Raw genomic sequence first — 20,740 nt, 5'->3', positions numbered from 1 at the left:
GGCAAAGATGCACACGGGTTTATAATCAGTTCCAGATCATTGACTTCCAGACTTTAAACCAGCAACTTCTAATTAAAGGTAAAATAGTAATTAAATCAGCAACAAACACTAAATTTAACGAATAGCCTGAAACCAGAAACTATAAATACCCCAACTCCGAGTACTCCAGCTTTCTAACTAATTAACCACAGCAACATTTTTGCTTTCCGAGATCATATCGTCCATTACCAGCTCTGCCTGGCGGAGGTAAATGTCTTCACTAAGCCCCTTGATCCAAAGCTTTAACCGCTCCTGCTTGTTTTTATCATCGCTGAACTTATCGAGCTCCATGGGTAATAATGATACATTGAGATTGCTTTTCAGCTTTTGTGCCGCAATGATCTGATCCGCTTTTACTTTGATGCTTTTTTTCTCGGCTTTATACTGGTCAATATTGAGCGGGTAACTTCTTTCGTTTTCATTAGCCAGCCAGGTACTGTTTCTTTTTATGATCTGGAAAGAACTGTCTCTTAAAAGGCGCTCTTCGCTTAGTTTTTTTAATGTATTAATGTCGTAAGCCGAATTCCAGGGCGTATAGTTGGATTTGGAAATCTCATCGTATTGCAGGGCATATTCATTATCTTTCTCCCTGAGCTTTAGGGGTTCCATCTGGCTGGGCAGTACAATATCAGATTCTACTCCTTTCAATTGCGTAGAACCGCCGCTAACACGGTAAAATTTTCTTAGTGTCAACTTTACTGCACCCAGATCGCCATCTCCATCTCTTTTAAAGCCGGAATGATCCAAACCTATATTTTGCTGTACAGTACCTTTTCCGTAAGTGGAAGTGCTGCCGATTACAATGCCTCTTTTATAATCCTGAATAGCAGCAGCAAAAATTTCTGACGCCGAAGCACTGAACTCATCTACCATCACCGCCAGCGGCCCGGTATATAAAACCGACGGATCTTCATCTTTTAACACCTGGGGCCCCGAAACCCGGTCCTTTACCTGTACTACAGGCCCGTCTTTAATAAACAACCCTACCATTTGCACAACATCATATAAAGAACCTCCGCCATTGCGTCGCAAATCCATGATAATACCATCTACATGCTCATCTTTGAGCTTCTGTACTTCCCTGGCGACATCTGTAAAACTTCTCCTGCCACTGGGATCCTGGAAAGGCGTATAAAACTCAGGCAGGTAAATAATACCTATCTTGGTATTTTTAATGCTATCCCTGATGATGGCGCTCCGGGCATAAGTATCAATATCGTTTTCAATTTTCTCTCTTACCAGCGACACTTCTTTTACATTACCGTCAGGCTTCTTAATGGTAAGCCTGACAATAGTACCCTGCTTTCCCCTGATCAGCTTTACGGCATCCTGAACATCATACCCCAGCATATCTACAGGCTGCCCGTCCTTTCCCTGGGCCACCCTGGTAATAATATCACCGGGCGCAAGAACTCCCGATTTGGCAGCAGGGCTTCCTACATTGATGCTGATAATTTTAATCAAACCTTCTGTGTACTGGAGGCCGGCCCCTATGCCAAAAAAGCTGCCGCTGAGCTCTTCATCAAAATAACTTTTATCTGCAGGCGGAAAAAACTCCGTATGCGGGTCCATAGCCGTAGTGATATTGTCTACAAAAAGATTGAATTTATCTTCTTCCGTAAACTTCACTTTATACCGGTCGAACATACGCGTTATCATCGTATCTACCTTTTCCCTGGCCTCTTTTTCCAGCTGAGTATCTGTTTTTACCGATTTTATGGAGCCCTTAGCTTCCTGGAAATCTACGTATCGCTCTAAAGCATAATATTTGAGCATTTTTCTCCACCTGTCCATGCGCTCTTCCTGTGTAACCGGGTAGGCTATTTTTTTACCATTAAGTTCCGCAGATTCATTTATAGTGAAATTGAAGGGCTGTGCCAGCAATTGCTTTTTCCATTCGGCAGACTCTGCAATTCTTTTATCAAATACTTTTGAAATACCAATGAAACTTTCAACAGTGGCTCCCTGTAGTTCATCATCGATACGTTTGGCGTATAATGCAGCAAGGGAATCTACATCTCTTTTTAAAAAGATATTCTTTTTAGGATCAAGATCTTCAAGATATTTATTAAAAACTTTTTCCGAGAATTCATCATTGATCGTTTTAGGATCATAATGCGCCTGTGAAAGCAGTTTGGACACCATTTGCATAATCAGTTCATATTTTCCTACAGCTGCATTATTAGGAATGATTTTGTTTTTGAAAGCAAAGAACGATCCGGCCACAATAACCAACAATAACAAAAACGGCAATCTCTTCATATTAAATATGTATTTTATAATTTTATGCACCCCTCAAAAATAACGCTTATCTGCTGCTTATAGTTGCATTTAAGCAAACATTTTGAAATGTTTTTGATAAAAATTTGAAAAAACTGCAATATATATTACAACTTTCTTCAATTAGTATGAATTTGTTCTGCAAAAATGAAAAGAGAACGATCCTTCCATCGGATAAGAATTTTGCATCATCCCAAATCAAAGTCATCTAAAATGCAGACATCAAAGTTTTTCTGTAAAAATTCTTATTTTCTGTTTTTTTTATGTACATTTGCAGCCCTTAAAATGGTGGTTGTAGCTCAGTTGGTTAGAGCATCAGATTGTGGTTCTGAGGGTCGCCGGTTCGAGCCCGGTTAGCCACCCAAACCCTGAATAAATGTTCAGGGTTTTTTTATAATACTCTCTATGAACTCCTGGTTATTTTTAATCCCGCTTATCTCTGCCTGTATAGGATGGCTGCTCCATATTTTTTCAGGTAACTATTTTTTGTATAGCTACCTGCCTGCGAAAAAAGATAAGATTGCAACAGCATTGGGCGCACAAATACAATCTATTCTCCCCTTTGCTTCAATAGAAGAAAAAATAAGCAGCCCGGCCCTAATAGAAAAAGCTATGCCCATGATAGAAGCTCATATTGATGAGTTCCTGTCTGTAAAGCTGCCTCAGGAAATACCTATGCTGGCTATGTTTGTAGGCAATAAAACAACCGATAAAATAAAAGAGGTGTTTATCACTCAGCTTAAAGCACTCTTTCCCAGGGTTATGGACAATATGATAGCCGACTTTAAAGGATCTTTTCATATTGATACCATCATAAGAAACGAGCTGAATAAAACAGACCTGACCAACCTGCTGAAAAAAGAGCTGTCAGGAACAATCCTGAAATTTGGGTACATGGGTATTTTAACCGGTTTTATAATTGGTTGGATCAACCTGCTTTTATTCTATTTGCTTTCTTAAATCGGCAGGCTAAAAGGTTAAGATACAGGAACCCCGGAAATTAATGGTCTATTTCCAATATCCTTTATCTATGAACTGTTCCTCTGTTATTTTATAACTGATGTACAAGTTATGGCGGTTTTTCGCGTCAAACCCTAAATTTTTTAAAATGCGATATATTTTTACAGGACTGGTTTTGTTGCTTTCGAATATAATAATGGCCCAAAGAACAAATAATGGGCAGATGCCCACTGGTGCAATTTATGGTAAAGTGATAGACTCGGTTGCGGGTAAACCTATTGATGCTGCCACTATACGCCTGTTTCAGACAAAAATGGATTCGGCTACCCAAAAACCAAAAAAAGTAGTCGTAAGCGGTGCGCTTGCATCAGCTAACGGGAACTTCAGGATTGAGGGTATACCGGCTATGGGGCAGTATCAGCTAGAGATCTCGGGCCTTGGGCATAAAAGCTATTCCAGGCCTTTTTCGTTTATTGACAGGAAGGCTTTGGCTAATGGTGCGAAAGATATGAGTGCCCTGCTGGGCGCTTTAGATAAGGATCTGGGTAATATACGGTTAGCACCCGATGTTGAAGTACTGTCTAACGTTACCGTTACGGCATCTAAACCGGCAATGCAGCTGGGAATCGACAGGAAAATTTATAATGTTGAAAATAACCTTACTTCCGCCGGTGGAACGGCTACTGATGTTTTGAAGAATGTTCCTTCTGTGAATGTGGATATTGACGGCAATATAAGCGTACGAAACGCCAGCCCGCAAATTTTCGTAGATGGCAGACCTACCACTCTTACATTGGACCAGATACCGGCAGACCAGATCGCCAGCGTGGAAGTAATTACCAATCCTTCAGCAAAATATGATGCCTCCGGGGGTACAGCCGGCATCTTAAATATCGTATTAAAAAAAACAAGAACAGTAGGATATAATGGTTCTTTACGGGCGGGAATAGATGAGCGCGGACGGTATAACCTTGGAGGCAATATTAATATTCGCCAGGGTAAGTTCAACGTGTTTGCCAACCTGGGCTTTAACCAGCGCAAAACCATATCAGATGGCACCACCGAACGTTCTACCTTTTTAAAAGACACTACTATAAACCTCCGCCAGACAGACCGGGCGGTTGGCGACGGACGTTTCCTGTTCAGCAGGGCGGGGTTTGACTATTTCCTGGATAACAGGAATACCCTTACCCTTTCAGGTATGATGGTTGACGGAAAATTTGAGAACCTTACCAACAGTACTATTAAAATTGATACTGTTGCAGGCACCAGTGATATGCAATCTAGGATTTTGCGTACAGCAAACTCAAATTTTCAATTTAATATGAAAGGGGCTGCACTCGGGTTTGTTCATAATTTCCCTAAAACCAATCACCAGCTTACTATAGACGGACAATACAATAAAAGCAGGAATGAAAATGTGAACCTTATTACCAATAATAATTACCTGGTAAGCAGTGGCCCGCTGACCAGCACCAGCAAACAGCAGCAAAATGGAAATGGGAACAATGAAAGGATCAATGCACAGATGGATTATACGAACCCCCTTTCAGAGAAATCGAAGCTGGAAGCTGGCGTACGCTTTAATCAAACAAAAACATCAAGCGAAAATATTTATAACCTCGTAAGCCAGGGTAATGTGTTAATACCCCAGCCGCTGTTATCTTCTAAATTTAATTACGAAGACCAGATCTATGCAGGCTATGCTACTTTTTCCAGCAAGATCGGGCAAAAATTTGGCTACCAGTTAGGCTTACGTCTGGAAAGCTCAGACTATAAAGGCACCGTATATAATACCGTAAGAAGCGGCAGCGGAACTAAAGACACCATTTCAAACTTTAGCATCTCCTACCCTGTTAGCCTGTTCCCCAGCATATTTTTGTCGCAGGACCTGGGTGATGATCAGCAGTTGCAACTGAATTACAGCCGCCGCATCAACAGGCCCGGATTTTTCCAGCTATTTCCTTTTGTAGACTATTCAGATTCACTGAACCTGAGCAGGGGTAATCCTAACCTGAAGCCCGAATTCACCAATTCTCTTGAATTATCCTATTCAAAGAATTTTGACAGGGTCAATAATCTTATTTTGTCGGTTTATTATAAAAATACGACCGGTTTAATCACCAGGTATCAATCGCAGGAAACCAACCCGCTTACTAACCAGTTGGTGATTGTAAATACCTATATCAATGCTAACTCCAGCTACGTGGGAGGTTTTGAAGCAGTAGCTAAAAATGCACCGGCCAAATGGTGGGATATAACCAGCAACCTGAATATATATACTTCAAAGATCAGTATTGATGACCCTTCCATTACAACGGCCGGGCAAATGTATAGCTGGTTTGCGAAGATCAACAACACGTTTAAACTACCCAAAAACTTTACTTTACAACTGTCCGGAGATTATAATTCCAAAACAGTATTAGCTCCCGGAGGTTCAGGCGCCAGCAGCGGAGGCGGAGGTGGCCGCGGTGGTTTTGGCGGTAATGTAAGTGGAAATGCACAGGGCTACAGCATGCCTACTTACGGGATTGATGTAGCTTTAAAATATGAATTCCTGAAAAATAAAGCCGCTTCCATTACTTTAAGCGGCAGTGATATTCTCAAAACCCGTGTTAATGATGTGTACACATCCGCAGGGTTCTTTAACCAGCATCAATACCGCGTGCGTGACCAGCAGTTTTTCAGCATTAATTTTTCTTACAGGTTCGGAAAATTCGATGCGTCATTACTCAAGCGTAAAAACTTAAAGGCTGAGCAGGAAAGTATGCAGGGTGGTATGCAGGGTATGCCACAATAGATGAAATCGCGAAAAGTCCGGAGGTTGGAAAGTCTGAAAACAGAGATCAGATTCAACCAGCCTCCGGCCTTATGCTTTAAGCTCCTGCACAGAAGCATTAAAATTCAACATGCTATATTTAATATTTTATACGCCGAACAATTATGCGTGCCTGATGTTTTAATGAAGATAACCGGCAACGCTACCGGCGTACTGTTGCTGAATTTTTAGATTGTACATAAAACTTTTCGCATTGTTGTTGGTGAAAGTATCAACAATGGCTATGCTGCCACTGTTCCGTTTTTTGACCGACAGCAACACCTGGAAAATTTTATGTGCCCTTTCAATTGAAGTGGTAATACTATTTTGAGCCGTTATTTGCATATTGTATGTTTGAACGCACCATGTCCTGCTGACTGTGGCGATGCTATTGACATGATGAACCGCATCAAGGCGTTTCATAAAAAGGGGATCAAAATACATTTGCACTATTTCAGGCTTGGTGAAAAATGTCACTCACCGGAGTTAAACAAATACTGCGAAACGGTACAATCCTATGAAAGAAAAGACGCCATGGACTGCCTGTCGCTGAGTGCTCCTTATTTTGTTAACTGCCGGTGCAACGATACCCTTGTTGAAAATATCAACAAAGATCATCACCCTGTGTTACTGGAAGGGCTGCACACTACCGGCATTATTAACCATATTAACCAGAAAGACCGCAAAATATGTGTGCGCATGCACAACGACGCCTCTGTTCATTATCGGGAAATGGCCCGCTGCACGTTTAATCCTGCAAAGAAGACCTTTTACCTTGCAGAAAGCCTGTTGACTAAAAAATACACTTCTACATTACCCGATGATTGCCTGTATGCCTGTGTATCTGACGATGACAGGGACAGCTTTGCAAACCTCGGTCTCAGTAATGTACAAACCATTCCTATCTTCCCTACCTGGCAAACGGTAGATTGTGCGGCAGGTATGGGCAGCCTCTGTCTCTTTCATGGTAACCTGGCCAACCCGGATACCGAAAAAGCAGCTTTATGGCTTCTGAGCAATGTATTTAACATGGTCAGAATCCCATTTGTCATTGCAGGAAAAAATCCACCCAAAAGCATACAAAAAGCAGCAGGCTTATGCCAGAATACCTGCCTGGTAAGCAATCCCTGCGAACGGGAAATGGAAGATCTTGTACAAAAAGCACACATTAATATTCTGCCCGGTTTTAATAAAAATATTACCGGTGTGCGAATTAAATTACTGCATGCTTTATATAAAGGAAGGCATTGTGTAACCACACCGGTCATGGTAGAAGGAACAGGTTTAAAAGACGCGTGCCATATTGGTACTACGGCCAATGCGATCGCCTCTATTATTTCCCAGCTTTATTATTTACATTTTGAGGAAGAAGAAGTAAATCTCCGGAAAAGATTATTGGGAGACACTTATAATAACGACAAAAATATCCTGCAGTTTATAGATTATCTATGGTAGCATGGTCGATCACCCTGCCATCTTCAGTTTTAATAAGTCTTGCAGGATACTTTTTAACTACCGCATAATCATGGGTAGCCATAACAATAGCGGCATTGCTTTTTTTAGCGATGGATAAAAGAAGGTTCATGATCTCATCTGTTGTAACCGGATCAAGGTTTCCCGTTGGCTCATCAGCCAGAATAAGCTTAGGACTGTTTAGCAAAGCACGGGCAATATCTACACGCTGCTGCTCTCCCCCGCTCATTTCAAAAGGCATTTTCAGTGCTTTATGCTTCAGGCCTACCTGTTCCAATACTTCACTGACTTTATAGTCCATCTCTTTCTTATCTTTCCAGCCGGTAGCTTTTAAAACGAATTTCAGGTTATCGGCCACGTTCCTGTCTGTCAGCAATCTGAAGTCCTGGAATACCACACCCAGCTTACGACGCAGAAAAGGCACATCCCGCCAGTGCATATTTTTCAGCTGGTGGCCGGCAACCACAGCGTCGCCTTCTGATAAAAGCAAATCGCCATATAAAGTTTTCAGCAGGCTCGACTTTCCTGTTCCTGTTCTTCCTACCAGGTACACAAATTCTCCCTCTCTCACAGTAAGGTTTACTTCTTTCAACACTAAATTATCGCCCTGGTAAATATTCGCGTTACTGATTTCTATAATCGGCTGCTGCATGATCTTTATAATTGTAAGGGTTGCAAAATAAGGCAAATAATTTAGATCTATAAGGTTTTTGAAACCTACAGACTTATTAAACTAAAAAAATAGTTTGTAAACTAAAAAATTAGTTTTAAATTGCCTTCTGTAAAAATAGAGAATGAAACAATTAACAAAAGCCGAAGAACAGATCATGCACATTTTATGGGACAACGGCCCACAGTTTTTAAGAGAGGTACTCGATGCCATGCCAGAACCAAAGCCCCACCAGAACACAGTAGCTACCATTTTAAAGATACTGGTGGAGAAAGAATTTGTTACCGTAAATGTATTCGGGCGGCAACATCAGTACGCTGCGGCTGTAAGTAAGGAAGCTTATTCCGGTAAAACCATAAAGCAGATGGTAAAGGGATACTTTGAAGGTTCATTCACCAATATCATATCGTTTATGGTAAAGGAAAATAATTTAAGCGTGGAGGAGCTGGAAGGTTTGTTACAACAAATCAAAAAACAACAAAAAAAATAAACCTATGCTTACTTATTTATTGCAAATGATCGCTTGCTCCGGTATTCTGTACGGTTATTACCATTTCTTCTTAAGAAATGAGCGATTCCACCAGTATAACCGCTTTTACCTGCTGTTTTCCATTGCCGTAAGCCTGGTTCTGCCAGTAATAAAAATACCCGTGCTGTTACAAACAGAAGAGCGCGCCACCCCTGTGTATCTTTTTGTAAGCACAGGAGAAAATATAGTGATTACTGCCAGGGCAGGATGGAATCCCTCTTTCCTACTATATATACTCTATAGTTTGATAGTGCTGTTTTTGCTAATTAGGCTTGCTCTAAGCATAAAAAGAATCATCCGTATCAAAAAAAATTCTGTAACGGAATCCATAGAAGACATCCAGTTCATCAGTACCACTCATGCAGACGCACCATTCTCATTTTTCAAATGGTTGTTCTGGAATACCCGTACAGTTTTGCAATCCACCGAAGGCGAGCAGATTTTCAAACATGAAATGTACCACATCCGCAGCAAACACAGCCGGGATCTCATTTTTACAGAAATAGTGCTTTGCGTTTGCTGGTTCAACCCGTTCTTTTATTTATACCGCAAAGAGCTTAAAACCATACAGGAATTTTTAGCAGATAACCATGCCACCAAAGGGCAGGATATATACGCATATGCAGAAATTTTATTGCTGCAGGCATTGAGAGGCCGTCAGCTTCAGTTAGTCAACCCGTTTTTTCAGAACCAGTTAAAAAGAAGAATTGCCATGTTATTATCATCTAAAAAGCCACAGTACCAATGGCTGAGAAAATTGTTGGTGTTACCCATAGCAGCGATCGTTATTGCGCTATTTGGATTTAACTATAAAAAAGAAATTAAGGAAGTGGTAGCTGTGCTTCCTGAAATAGCGAACAAGAAAATCAGCCTGGGAGGAGAAGACGGTCCCGTTTTTAAAAATGACATAATTTCTCTTGCAGATATTTCAGAAAAAAAAGACACCACACCTAAAAAGATCAATGCCGCCGGAAAAGAAATATCGGCCGAATATGTAACAGCTACAGGGAGATACAGAAAATTGAATCCTATTACAGTCACTGGTTATTCAGAAAAAGAAGCGCCTAAACGCCTACTCAAAGAAGGTGAAACTAAAATTGATGTGGATGCAGCTTTCCCCGGCAATTGGAGTAACTTTATAGAGCGGAATATAGACGGGCAAATACCTACTGAAAAAGGTGCACCTGCCGGTAACTATGAAGTATTGGTGCGGTTCACTATTAATGAAGATGGAAAAATTTCGGACATCCAGCCATTGACCAATGAAGGTTACGGAATGGAAGAAGAAGTAATAAGAGTAATACAGAAATCGCCTGATTGGCGCCCGGCTTTAAATAATAAAGAAGGCGGAGAAGCCAAAGCTGTAAAATCGTATCGTATACAGCCCATCAATTTCCAGGTAGTAAGAGCAAATAAAAACAAGGCTGTATCCGCCGCGGCAGAACGTGTTTTGCAGGACGAAGAAATTTTTACCAGGGTTGAAATAGCTCCTTCATATCCCGGTAACTGGCGCAGTTTTCTTGAAAGAAACCTGAACGGACAAGTTGCTGTTGATAACGGCGCCCCTCCGGGAAACTATACTACTATTGTACAATTTATTGTAGATAGGGCAGGAAACATATCTGACGTAAAGGCTGTTACAAACCACGGCTACGGAATGGAGGAAGAAGCGATAAGGTTTATTAAAAAATCTAATAAATGGAAGCCTGCCATTCAAAACGGAAGGGAGGTAAAAGCTTACCATAAGCAGCCGATTACTTTTCAAATAACAGAGGTAATAAAAAAATAACTAATAATATTATGCGATATTACGTTCTGCTACTTTCAGTGTTTGCCTTTGTACGGTTTACCTGAAAATGGGAAACGCGCGCCAGCATTAAGTTTCAAGAGGTTTTGATGGTCGTAAAATGAGCCTTTTCCCGTAAAAACGGCTATTTTGAGGCAACATTGATTTTCAACTAATTGATGGTTAGACCTTAAAAAACAACGAAAAGTGTTTTTTAAGTGGCTGGAGAATTAAAAATTCCCAATATCGGTTCGATGTGTTTTGAAATATGCAATTCTCAACGCCCTCGAATTTTCAGGAAGACCCTTTGTAGTTACCGCACAAGCTCAGAGCTATCCGTCGCTTAATATTGGGGATAAAGCGCCGCCATTAAAAGTGAAGAGCTGATTAAAAGGGACTTCTATAAATAATTTTCAAAAAGACACTGTGTATGTGATTGAGTTCTGGGCTAAATATAAAAAAATGTAACCCTGATCCATACACTTCATCACGATCATCCCGACAAAGGAATGGTTTGAAGTGAACTCCAAACCGCCTGAGGAAGAAAAGGGCTGGCATCGCCGCCGTTCTTAATAATATCGCGAACAATTGTAGAAGCTACCGAAGTGTATTTGGGTTCCCCGGTTAAAAATATGGTTTCGATATTTTTATCGAGCGCCCGGTTAGCATCTGCAATCGTTTTTTCATACTCAAAATCACTTACATAACGAATACCTCTCAAAATAAACTGCGCACCGATCTTCTGACAGAAATTCACGGTAAGCCCTTCATAAACAGCGCCTTCCACCTGCGACGAGTGTCCGTAAATATCCTTGATCCACTGCAGCCTTTGCGAAGTAGAAAACATAGGTTTTTTAGATGTGTTAAAGCCTATACCAACCACAATTTTATCAAATAGCGGAATAGCACGGTTTATGATATCTTCGTGCCCCAATGTTATAGGGTCAAAAGTTCCGGGAAAAAGACAAATTTTGTCGGGCATGTAGTATTTACGTTGATGGTTAATTGTTCTTGGTTCACAGCGAACACTTATTTTAGAAGTCTCTAAATCTATGAACCATGAACTATACGCTATGAACTGTTTTTATTCGACAGCAAATATAGCACTGCCATCCTTATGGCCACACCATTTTCGACCTGTTGTAAAATAATAGACTGGCCGCTATCTGCTACATCGCTATCGAGCTCTACTCCACGGTTGATGGGGCCCGGGTGCATAATTACCACATCTTTTTTCAGGCTTTCCAACAGCTTGCGGCTGATGCCATAGCTCAGGTTATACTCCCGCAGCGAAGAAAATAATACCTGGTTCTGCCTTTCCAGCTGAATCCGCAGCACATTGGCCACATCACACCAGTTTAAGGTTTCTTCAAGGTTGTAGCTCACATTTACGCCAAAAGCTTCCCTGGCATATTTGGGAATCAAAGTAGGGGGCCCGCAGAGTGTTACTTCTGCTCCCATTTTTTTAAGCAGGTACATATTGCTCATGGCCACCCGGCTATGGGTAATATCTCCGATAATGGCCACTTTGGCTCCTTCCAGTTTTCCCGCTTTTTCACGGATAGAGAAAGCGTCCAGCAATCCCTGTGTGGGATGTTCGTTGATGCCATCTCCCGCATTTACAATAGCTGCAGGTATATGCTGCGCCAGGAAATGCGGAGCTCCGCTGGCACTATGCCGCATCACTACCATATCCACTTTCATAGAAAGAATATTATTTACGGTATCCAATAAGGTCTCACCCTTGGAAACAGAAGATCCCGATGCTGTAAAATTGATCGTGTCTGCCGATAACCGCTTTTCAGCGAGCTCAAAGGATATGCGCGTACGGGTTGAGTTTTCGTAAAACAGGTTTACAATAGTCACATCACGTAAAGAAGGTACTTTCTTAACAGGACGCTGCAATACTTCTTTAAATTGGGTGGCTGTATCTAAAAAAAGGGCAATATCCTCTCTAGTGAGGTCTTTTATACCGAGCAAATGTTGCGTGGAAAGCTTCATTAAAAATCAAAGATAATGTAAGCAATTTAATTGTGCAATTAAATCGTTTTATATTGTGTAGGCTCTACCTTTATAGCACTAAATGATAAGGGATGGACTTTTTACAAATACTGGGTATAACAAGCGAAAACAGCGGTACGGGCACGGGGAGCAACTGGCTACAAGGCAGTGATCAAAAGATAGCTTCTTTCTCCCCCGTAAACGGACATCTGATCGCTTCAGTACAGATCACCAATCAATATGATTATGAAGCAGTAATACAAAAAGCACAGGAGGCTTTTTTACAATGGCGGCTCTGGCCGGCTCCCAAACGCGGGGAAGTGGTACGGCAGATAGGCGAAGCATTGAGAATGCATAAAGAAGCTTTAGGCAAACTGGTTTCTTACGAAATGGGCAAAAGCCTGCAGGAAGGGTTAGGTGAAGTGCAGGAAATGATAGATATCTGCGACTTTTCGGTTGGGCTGAGCAGGCAATTACATGGCTTTACCATGCACAGTGAGCGGCCGGGACACAGAATGTATGAGCAATATCATCCGCTGGGTGTGGTGGGCATTATATCAGCGTTTAATTTCCCGGTTGCAGTATGGAGCTGGAACGCTATGCTGGCCTGGATTTGCGGCGATGTCTGCATATGGAAGCCATCCGAAAAAACCCCTTTATGCGCGGTTGCCTGTCAGAAAATTGTTGCAGCAGTATTTGCAGCCAACCAGGTTCCGGAAGGAGTAAGTTGCCTGATAGCTGGTGGCGCCGATGCCGGTGAATGGATCGCAAAAGATGAAAGGATCGCATTGGTATCAGCTACCGGCTCTACCAGAATGGGAAAGGCTGTAGCCGCTCATGTAGCTCAAAGGCTGGGCCGTTTTCTGCTTGAGCTGGGCGGCAATAACGCCATTATTATTTCTAAAGATGCCGACCTGAATATTGCTGTTCCCGGCGCTGTTTTTGGAGCAGTTGGTACGGCCGGTCAAAGATGCACCACTACGAGAAGGCTCATTATTCATGAAAACATCTATGATAGTTTTAAGCAAAAACTGGTAAATGCCTACAGCCAGCTAAAAATCGGCGACCCGTTAAACTCCGAAACCCATGTGGGGCCTTTGATTGATCAGGACGCAGTACAGCTTTACCTGGACGCCATCGGATTATGCAAGAATCAGGGTGGCCATTTTATTGTTGAAGGTGGGGTGCTGACCGGCGAAACCTATAAAAGCGGCTGCTATGTAAAACCCTGCATTGCCGAAACAGCGCACCACTCCCCTGTTGTGCATACAGAAACCTTTGCTCCTATCCTTTATATCATGAAATACACAACGCTTGAAGAGGCCATAGCTATCCAGAACGAAGTACCACAAGGCTTGTCATCATCCATTATGACCAACAACCTCCGCGAAGCAGAGCAGTTTCTTTCACATGCCGGTAGCGATTGTGGAATTGCCAACGTAAATATAGGCACCAGCGGCGCTGAAATCGGGGGTGCCTTTGGCGGAGAAAAGGAAACCGGCGGCGGCCGCGAAAGCGGCAGCGATGCCTGGAAAAATTATATGCGCAGGCAAACCAATACCATCAATTATAGCCATGAGCTTCCCTTAGCACAGGGCATTCAATTTAATATCGGGTGATCCATTGATAGACATAAGCTGATAGACTTTAGACGTCAGATGGCAATACGTAATATTCAATACTTCAATAATCAATATGCAGGGATGGCTGCAGCAAGAAGCCGAAATTTTTAGCTTTCGGCAAATGAAAAATGAGCATTGTTCTAAGTTGACAGTGGGCAGATGACGGTTGACAGGCACAAAGTGTGATGGTTGAATTATACCTGCTCACCACTCACTATGAACTATTGACTACAATCAACCGCTGAACTGTTTTTTGAACCGCCTGTCATTTTATGATATTCTTTAAGTTGTTAGCTCTATTTTTGTAGTTTGTTTTATTTTTAAAATTATTGTTTTGCATGAATAAACTACTCAGTATATTAGGTTTTGTTTTCGCAATCAGCGGATTTTCTACTGTTGCGTCAGCACAGGATGAAGTACCCCAGGGATGGCATTTAAAAGATCATCAAAAAGACAGGCTGTATGGTATCAGCCTGGACCAGGCTTACGAGTTCCTGAAATCAAAAGGGCTGAAAAGCACCCCTGTGATCGTAGGGATTGTAGATTCGGGTATCGATACCACGCACGAAGATCTCAGGCCTGTGTTATGGACCAACGAAAAAGAAATTCCTGGTAACGGTATAGATGATGATAAAAACGGGTATATCGATGACATTCATGGATGGAATTTTTTGGGTAGTAAAGATGGGAAAGAAAATGTAACCAAAGATTCTTTCGAGGGCGCAAGAGTTTACTGGAAATTCAGGAGCCGGTTTGAGGGGAAAAGCGAAAGCCAGATACCAGCCAATGAAAAAGAGGATTACAAAATGTGGTTAAGATCCAAACAGGAAATTGATAAAAACAACTCCAACCCCGATGAAACTGTATTTTTAAAATTAATGTCAGATGTTATCAGGGAAGGTGATTCTGTGATCAGGAAAGATCTAAATAAAGAAGTATACAGTTGTAAGGATCTGGCCGCCTACACGCCTCTTGCCGCGTCTGCCAATAAGGTAAAGCAGATACTTATAGGTACTTGTAAAGGGAACGGCAATGACGATATCACAAGCAAAATGCTGATAGAAGATATTCAAAAAGACCTGGATAAAGCTACTATGGCCGAGCAGGCTCCCAAAAATTATCGCAACGATATAGTAAAAGACCGCTACAATGATATCAGCGACAAATATTACGGCAACGGCAATGTACAGGTAGATAACGAATCTGCGCTGCATGGTACACACGTAGCAGGCATTATTGGGGCTGCACGTAATAATGGTCTGGGCATGGATGGGGTTGCAGACAATGTAAAGCTGATGAGCATCAGGGCTGTTCCTGATGGAGATGAACATGATAAAGATATCGCATTGGGTATTCGTTATGCTGTAGATAACGGCGCCCGCGTAATTAACATGAGCTTTGGAAAAGGCTTTTCTCCCGAAAAAAAATGGGTAGATGAAGCGGTAAAATATGCCGAAAGCAAAAATGTGCTGCTGGTGCATGCAGCAGGAAATGATGCGGCGAATATTGATACCGTGCAAAATTTTCCTTCGGCCCTGTTTTTAGATGGCAAAAGGCCCGTCAGCTGGATCACTGTGGGCGCAAGCGGCGACGATAAAATTGGTGGTACTACAGCAAGCTTTTCCAATTATGGTAAAAAAGAGGTAGATGTTTTTGCGCCAGGCGTAAGAATATACGCTACAGTTCCCGGCGGTAATACCTATGCCAACCTGCAGGGAACCAGTATGGCAGCACCCGTAGTGTCCGGTATTGCAGCCCTGATCATGAGCTATTATCCTAACCTGAGCGCAATTCAGGTAAAAAAAATAATTGAAAAAACTGTAAGCAAGCCTACTGTTAAAGTGGCTAATCCCGGTGGCGGGCCGGATGTTTTATTATCAGACATTTCGGTTCACGGTGGTATCGTAAATGCTTACGAAGCTGTAAAACTGGCCGATGCAGAAAGTAAAGCCACTCCTGTTAAGTCATTGGGCAGGAAGCGATAAATATATTTGCTGAGCATCATTTTAAAAGCTACCTTAATGGTGGCTTTTTTATATATTGGTCATACCAGTCAAAAAAACATTTCTTTACTTCGTGAACCTGATCTGTATTTGAAAGGTGAATTCAAAAATATCCTGTTATTCGGAGCCGGAAAATCTGCTACTGTTCTTATTAAATATCTGCTGGCCCGGTCTGCACTGTACAAATGGGCGTTGACAGTAGTAGACGCTGATCTTCAGCTGGTCTTATCTAAAATCAGCTTTCACCCTAATGCCATTGCCCTGTCCTTCGATATTAACAATAATGAAGAAAGAGTAAAGACCATAAGCAGCGCTGATATAGTTATTTCAATGCTCCCCCCGGCATTACATTATATTGTAGCAACAGATTGCATTACTTTCAGGAAAAATCTGCTTACGGCGTCGTACCTTGATAACAGGATGAGAGCGCTTGAAAGCGACATCAAACGTCATCAGCTTCTTTTTCTATGCGAGATGGGTCTAGATCCGGGTATTGATCACATGAGCGCCATGCAACTGATCAATAATATAAAAGATCAGGGAGGTAATATCAAAAGCTTCAGATCGCATTGCGGCGGATTGGTAGCACCTGAAAGTGATAATAATCCCTGGCACTATAAAATAACCTGGAATCCTGCCAATATTGTAAACGCCGGGAAGACCGGCGCCGTATATAAAGAAAACGGGAATATTATAAATATTCAGCATACAGATGTTTTCAATAAGTATAGGCAAATTTTTATTCCTGGTACAGGCAGGTATGCATGTTATGCTAATCGTGATTCGTTATCATATATATCTTTATACGGGCTTGAAAGCACCTCAACATTTATACGTACCACATTAAGACATCCTCATTTCTGTACCGGCTGGAAGTATATTATTAAAGCCGGCCTGACGAATGAAGAGACAGCAACGCCCGTCAGGAATTATACAGGACAAACTATTGCAGGGTGGTTCTTAAGTTGCCTGCAAATAAATACCGCGTCCAAAAACTTTACCGATTTTCTTACAAAACACGTTGCCGCAGAAGAAAGAAAGCTGGTGCAGGAGCTTTTCAGTTACCTGGGCTTATTGAGCCATGCTATGATCCCTGAGACTTTACCAGCTCATACATCTGTTCTTCAGTACCTTTTAGAAACCCGGTTAAAGCTTGGCAGGCAGGATAAAGATATGATCGTCATGCTGCACGAAATAGATTACGAAATCGCCGGAAAATCCTATGCAACCAAAAGCAGTATGATAACAAAGGGTGAAGATCAGTTTGTAACCGCAATGGCCAAAACGGTCGGACTTCCTTTAGCTATAGCTGCAGAGCTGGTATTAAAAAAAAACATCCGGCTGAGAGGGCTTCATATACCTGTTGTAAAAGACCTGTACGAGCCTGTTCTGGAAAAATTAAAAGAAAATAAAATATACTTTCATGAAATATAAAATCCTATATTTATAATTACATTATTTTATAACTACATTTAAAAAATTAAACGAAAGCCTTCAAATTATTATAGTGAAATACACTATAAGTGTTATTTCGCTTTGCATATTTTGCAGGAAATGCCAAATTGAGAAAGATTATATGCAGCACATTATTTATCTCGTTCCCGCTATGGCCATTATTGGCCTGTTGTATACGTATTTTAAATTTAAATGGGTAGTAAGGCAGGACAGCGGAACTCCCAGGATGAAAGAGATCAGCCATTACATTCGCGTTGGAGCCATGGCCTTTTTAAAAGCTGAGTGGAAGATTCTGGCTTATTTTGTAGTGGTCGTTGGCATTTTACTGGCCATATTAGCCCAAACAAATCCGCATTCCCACTGGTTGATATCGGTAGCCTTTATTATTGGCGCCGTGTTAAGCGGCCTTGCCGGCTATGTAGGTATGCGTTCTGCTACTTTAGCTAATGTGCGCACGGCCCATGCAGCAAGGAGCAGCCTTAATAAAGCGCTGCATGTATCTTTTGGTGGCGGCGCGGTAATGGGCGTTGGCGTAGCAGGCTTGGCTGTACTAGGTTTGGGCAGCTTATACATTGTATTAAAATATTATTTTGCCCCGGAAGCAGCTATGAACTCTAAAGAAATGCTTCAAACTATTGAAGTACTGACGGGATTTTCTTTAGGAGCCGAATCCATTGCCCTATTTGCCCGTGTAGGTGGAGGCATTTATACAAAAGCCGCTGATGTAGGTGCTGACCTTGTAGGCAAAGTAGAAGCCGGCATTCCCGAAGATGATCCCCGTAACCCGGCTACCATTGCTGATAATGTAGGTGATAATGTAGGCGACGTTGCCGGTATGGGCGCCGATCTATTCGGATCTTATGTAGCCACAGTATTGGCCACTATTGTACTGGGACAGCAAATTAAAATAACAGGTTCGGATACCCTGGGAGGCTTTTCCCCCATTATCCTTCCTATGCTGATTGCAGGAGTAGGCATCCTTTTTTCTATTATAGGTACTCTTTTTGTAAAAGTAAGTGATAAGGCCGGCATCAGTACACACACAGTGCAAAAGGCATTAAATATGGGTAACTGGGGATCTATGATCCTTACTGCCATTGCTTCTGCAGGGCTTGTATTGTGGCTGTTACCGGAAAATATGGAACTGCGCGGATTTGCATTTACCAAATATGGCGTTTTGGGCGCTATAGGTGTTGGCCTGCTGGTAGGTGCGCTGATCGGGATTGTAACAGAATACTATACGGCAATGGGCAGGCGCCCCGTTAATATAATCATTAAAAAATCATCCACAGGGCATGCCACTAATATAATTGGTGGAATTGCAATGGGCATGGAGTCTACTTTTTTACCTATCAATATTTTAGCCGGAGGAATCTGGGGCGCTTATCAATGTGCCGGGTTATATGGCGTAGCTATTGCCGCTGCCGCCATGATGGCCACTACCGCTATGCAGTTAGCCATAGATGCCTTTGGTCCAATTGCTGATAATGCCGGGGGCATTGCAGAAATGAGTGAGCTGCCTAAAGAAGTGCGCGAAAAAACAGATGTGCTGGATGCAGTGGGTAATACTACTGCTGCAACGGGAAAGGGTTTTGCCATTGCATCTGCAGCCTTAACTTCGCTCGCCTTATTCGCAGCATTTGTGGGAGTTGCTGGAATCAGTGGTATTGATATCTATAAAGCCAATGTATTAGCCTCCTTGTTTATAGGAGCAATGGTTCCTTTTTTATTTTCATCATTGGCTATACGTGCCGTTGGTGAAGCGGCTATGGCTATGGTAGAAGAAGTAAGGAGGCAGTTTCACACTATACCCGGCATTATGGAAGGAACTGCCAAGCCCGAATATGATAAATGCGTAGAAATATCCACCGAAGCCTCTATCAAAAAAATGGTTGTTCCCGGAACCATTGCCATTATATCTCCATTAGTGATAGGCTTTCTGCCCGGCTTTGGAGCAGAAGCTTTGGGAGGCTTTTTAGCAGGCGCTACTGTAAGCGGTGTATTGCTGGGCATGTTTCAGAACAACGCCGGTGGGGCGTGGGATAATGCTAAAAAATCTTTTGAAAAAGGAGTAGAGATCAATGGGAAAATGTATTATAAGAAATCTGAGCCATATAAAGCCTCCGTTACCGGAGATACGGTCGGCGATCCTTTAAAAGATACTTCTGGCCCGTCTATGAATATTCTCATCAAGCTGATGTCGATTGTTTCACTGGTGATTGCTCCCACCCTGGCACAATTAGCAGAACCATCTGCTGAAGCTGCCATAACTGCTCCTAAAAAAATAGTAAAAGAGGTAGTACATACATCACAAAGACCTAAAGTAATTACTTATAAAACGATGGAATGACTTTTAATTCCATAATAGATAAAACGCACATCAATAATAATAATGTGCGTTTTTTGTATGTTCAAAGCTATTCGGTTTCTACTGCCGGTCTGTTTCTATTACTTTGCTTTTTAATTCATTGGTAAAAGTAATTTCTACTTTATAATTCAGGGGCGCATAATAGTCCTGTATAATTTTCCTTATTTTTTCTTTTGATCGCTGCCGGTAACTGGTATTGCCTTCGAGCTGAGCCTTTGATTGAGCATACAATTTCTGTATCAGCCTGCTGTAGGCTTGTTCATCATTGGTTTCAAACAAACCCTTGCGCGACACTCCATTTATTCTATCCATTCTTAATTCATAGCTCAATAATTCAGGATCCGGCAATACAATATATACCTGTTTACTTTTTTCTTCGATGTTGATATGCTGCTGATCGAGGTTAATACCATATTTAGCAATATACGGTATTGAGATATTAAAGGTGCGCTCCAGGAAAAGCTTTTTAAAATGATCTGTAATACTTCCGTCATTCGCTATATTACTGCTTTTAATACTGGCATTGCCCTGTACTTCCAAAGCAGAAAGTTCAGCGATCTGCTTTATCAGAACCTCATTCATTATCATATTGTCCACTGTTTTAGATGCGCTTTTCCTGCCAAGAAAATAAGCAAGCAGTGCAATAATAATAACCAGCAAAAAAATAAAAAAATAAAAGCCCCTGTTTCGCATGAATGACCATTTGTTTCCCGAAGTTTAGTAATAAAAATCAGTT

At 41.8% G+C, this 20,740-nt stretch carries 15 protein-coding genes and 1 tRNA gene; 10 read left to right on the top strand and 6 right to left on the bottom strand.

Going from position 1 to position 20,740, the window contains the following annotated elements; translation table 11 throughout:
• Positions 1 to 177 precede the first annotated feature (177 nt).
• Positions 178 to 2,301 (bottom strand): carboxy terminal-processing peptidase, encoded by a 2,124-nt coding sequence (locus tag ACYVBM_RS09355; RefSeq protein WP_460685385.1) that lies wholly within the window; start codon positions 2,299 to 2,301, stop codon positions 178 to 180.
• A 306-nt stretch (positions 2,302 to 2,607) separates the two neighbouring features.
• Between ACYVBM_RS09355 and ACYVBM_RS09350 the strand changes: the two genes are divergently transcribed.
• The 3 genes from ACYVBM_RS09350 (at position 2,608) to ACYVBM_RS09340 (ending at position 6,079) form a co-directional block, all read left to right on the top strand.
• A tRNA-His gene (locus tag ACYVBM_RS09350) sits at positions 2,608 to 2,681 on the top strand.
• Between the two features lie 43 nt (positions 2,682 to 2,724).
• Positions 2,725 to 3,279, top strand: a complete 555-nt coding sequence (locus ACYVBM_RS09345; protein ID WP_460685384.1) for a DUF445 domain-containing protein — start codon at positions 2,725 to 2,727, stop codon at positions 3,277 to 3,279.
• Between the two features lie 148 nt (positions 3,280 to 3,427).
• Entirely contained in the window at positions 3,428 to 6,079 is a 2,652-nt protein-coding gene (locus ACYVBM_RS09340; protein ID WP_460685383.1) for a TonB-dependent receptor domain-containing protein, read from the top strand.
• A gap of 159 nt (positions 6,080 to 6,238) precedes the next feature.
• Here the strand turns inward: ACYVBM_RS09340 and ACYVBM_RS09335 are convergent, their stop codons facing one another.
• The gene (locus tag ACYVBM_RS09335; protein ID WP_460685382.1) at positions 6,239 to 6,442 is read right to left on the bottom strand and encodes a hypothetical protein; all 204 of its coding nucleotides are present in this window, start codon (positions 6,440 to 6,442) and stop codon (positions 6,239 to 6,241) included.
• A 9-nt stretch (positions 6,443 to 6,451) separates the two neighbouring features.
• Here ACYVBM_RS09335 and ACYVBM_RS09330 point away from each other — a divergent pair, with 9 nt between their 5' ends.
• The gene (locus tag ACYVBM_RS09330) at positions 6,452 to 7,552 is read left to right on the top strand and encodes a glycosyltransferase (protein WP_460685381.1); all 1,101 of its coding nucleotides are present in this window, start codon (positions 6,452 to 6,454) and stop codon (positions 7,550 to 7,552) included.
• Here the strand turns inward: ACYVBM_RS09330 and ACYVBM_RS09325 are convergent.
• A complete protein-coding gene (locus ACYVBM_RS09325; protein ID WP_460685380.1) occupies positions 7,533 to 8,222 on the bottom strand; it encodes a cell division ATP-binding protein FtsE in 690 nt (229 codons plus the stop codon). The genes ACYVBM_RS09330 and ACYVBM_RS09325 overlap by 20 nt on opposite strands.
• A gap of 142 nt (positions 8,223 to 8,364) precedes the next feature.
• Between ACYVBM_RS09325 and ACYVBM_RS09320 the strand changes: the two genes are divergently transcribed.
• Positions 8,365 to 8,730, top strand: coding sequence for a BlaI/MecI/CopY family transcriptional regulator (locus ACYVBM_RS09320; protein WP_460685379.1), 366 nt, complete (start codon positions 8,365 to 8,367; stop codon positions 8,728 to 8,730).
• A 4-nt stretch (positions 8,731 to 8,734) separates the two neighbouring features.
• Positions 8,735 to 10,558, top strand: coding sequence for an energy transducer TonB (locus ACYVBM_RS09315; protein WP_460685378.1), 1,824 nt, complete (start codon positions 8,735 to 8,737; stop codon positions 10,556 to 10,558).
• 490 nt (positions 10,559 to 11,048) lie between these two features.
• Here the strand turns inward: ACYVBM_RS09315 and coaD are convergent, their stop codons facing one another.
• Together coaD and ACYVBM_RS09305 are read right to left on the bottom strand one after the other, a co-directional pair.
• A complete protein-coding gene (gene coaD, locus ACYVBM_RS09310; RefSeq protein ID WP_460685377.1) occupies positions 11,049 to 11,537 on the bottom strand; it encodes a pantetheine-phosphate adenylyltransferase in 489 nt (162 codons plus the stop codon).
• Between the two features lie 89 nt (positions 11,538 to 11,626).
• Positions 11,627 to 12,556, bottom strand: coding sequence for an aspartate carbamoyltransferase catalytic subunit (locus tag ACYVBM_RS09305; protein ID WP_460685376.1), 930 nt, complete (start codon positions 12,554 to 12,556; stop codon positions 11,627 to 11,629).
• A gap of 92 nt (positions 12,557 to 12,648) precedes the next feature.
• Between ACYVBM_RS09305 and amaB the strand changes: the two genes are divergently transcribed.
• The 4 genes from amaB (at position 12,649) to ACYVBM_RS09285 (ending at position 19,986) form a co-directional block, all read left to right on the top strand.
• Positions 12,649 to 14,175, top strand: coding sequence for an L-piperidine-6-carboxylate dehydrogenase (amaB, locus tag ACYVBM_RS09300; RefSeq protein ID WP_460685375.1), 1,527 nt, complete (start codon positions 12,649 to 12,651; stop codon positions 14,173 to 14,175).
• Between the two features lie 341 nt (positions 14,176 to 14,516).
• Entirely contained in the window at positions 14,517 to 16,163 is a 1,647-nt protein-coding gene (locus ACYVBM_RS09295) for a S8 family peptidase (protein ID WP_460685374.1), read from the top strand.
• A gap of 36 nt (positions 16,164 to 16,199) precedes the next feature.
• Entirely contained in the window at positions 16,200 to 17,615 is a 1,416-nt protein-coding gene (locus ACYVBM_RS09290) for a saccharopine dehydrogenase C-terminal domain-containing protein (protein WP_460685373.1), read from the top strand.
• A gap of 142 nt (positions 17,616 to 17,757) precedes the next feature.
• The gene (locus tag ACYVBM_RS09285; protein WP_460685372.1) at positions 17,758 to 19,986 is read left to right on the top strand and encodes a sodium-translocating pyrophosphatase; all 2,229 of its coding nucleotides are present in this window, start codon (positions 17,758 to 17,760) and stop codon (positions 19,984 to 19,986) included.
• Between the two features lie 78 nt (positions 19,987 to 20,064).
• On the opposite strand, the gene ACYVBM_RS09280 is transcribed toward ACYVBM_RS09285, so the two are convergent.
• A complete protein-coding gene (locus ACYVBM_RS09280; protein WP_460685371.1) occupies positions 20,065 to 20,697 on the bottom strand; it encodes a DUF4230 domain-containing protein in 633 nt (210 codons plus the stop codon).
• Between the last annotated feature and the right edge of the window lie 43 nt (positions 20,698 to 20,740).

Source organism: Niabella aquatica (assembly GCF_054779315.1).
This window is presented reverse-complemented; position numbering and strand designations above follow the sequence as displayed.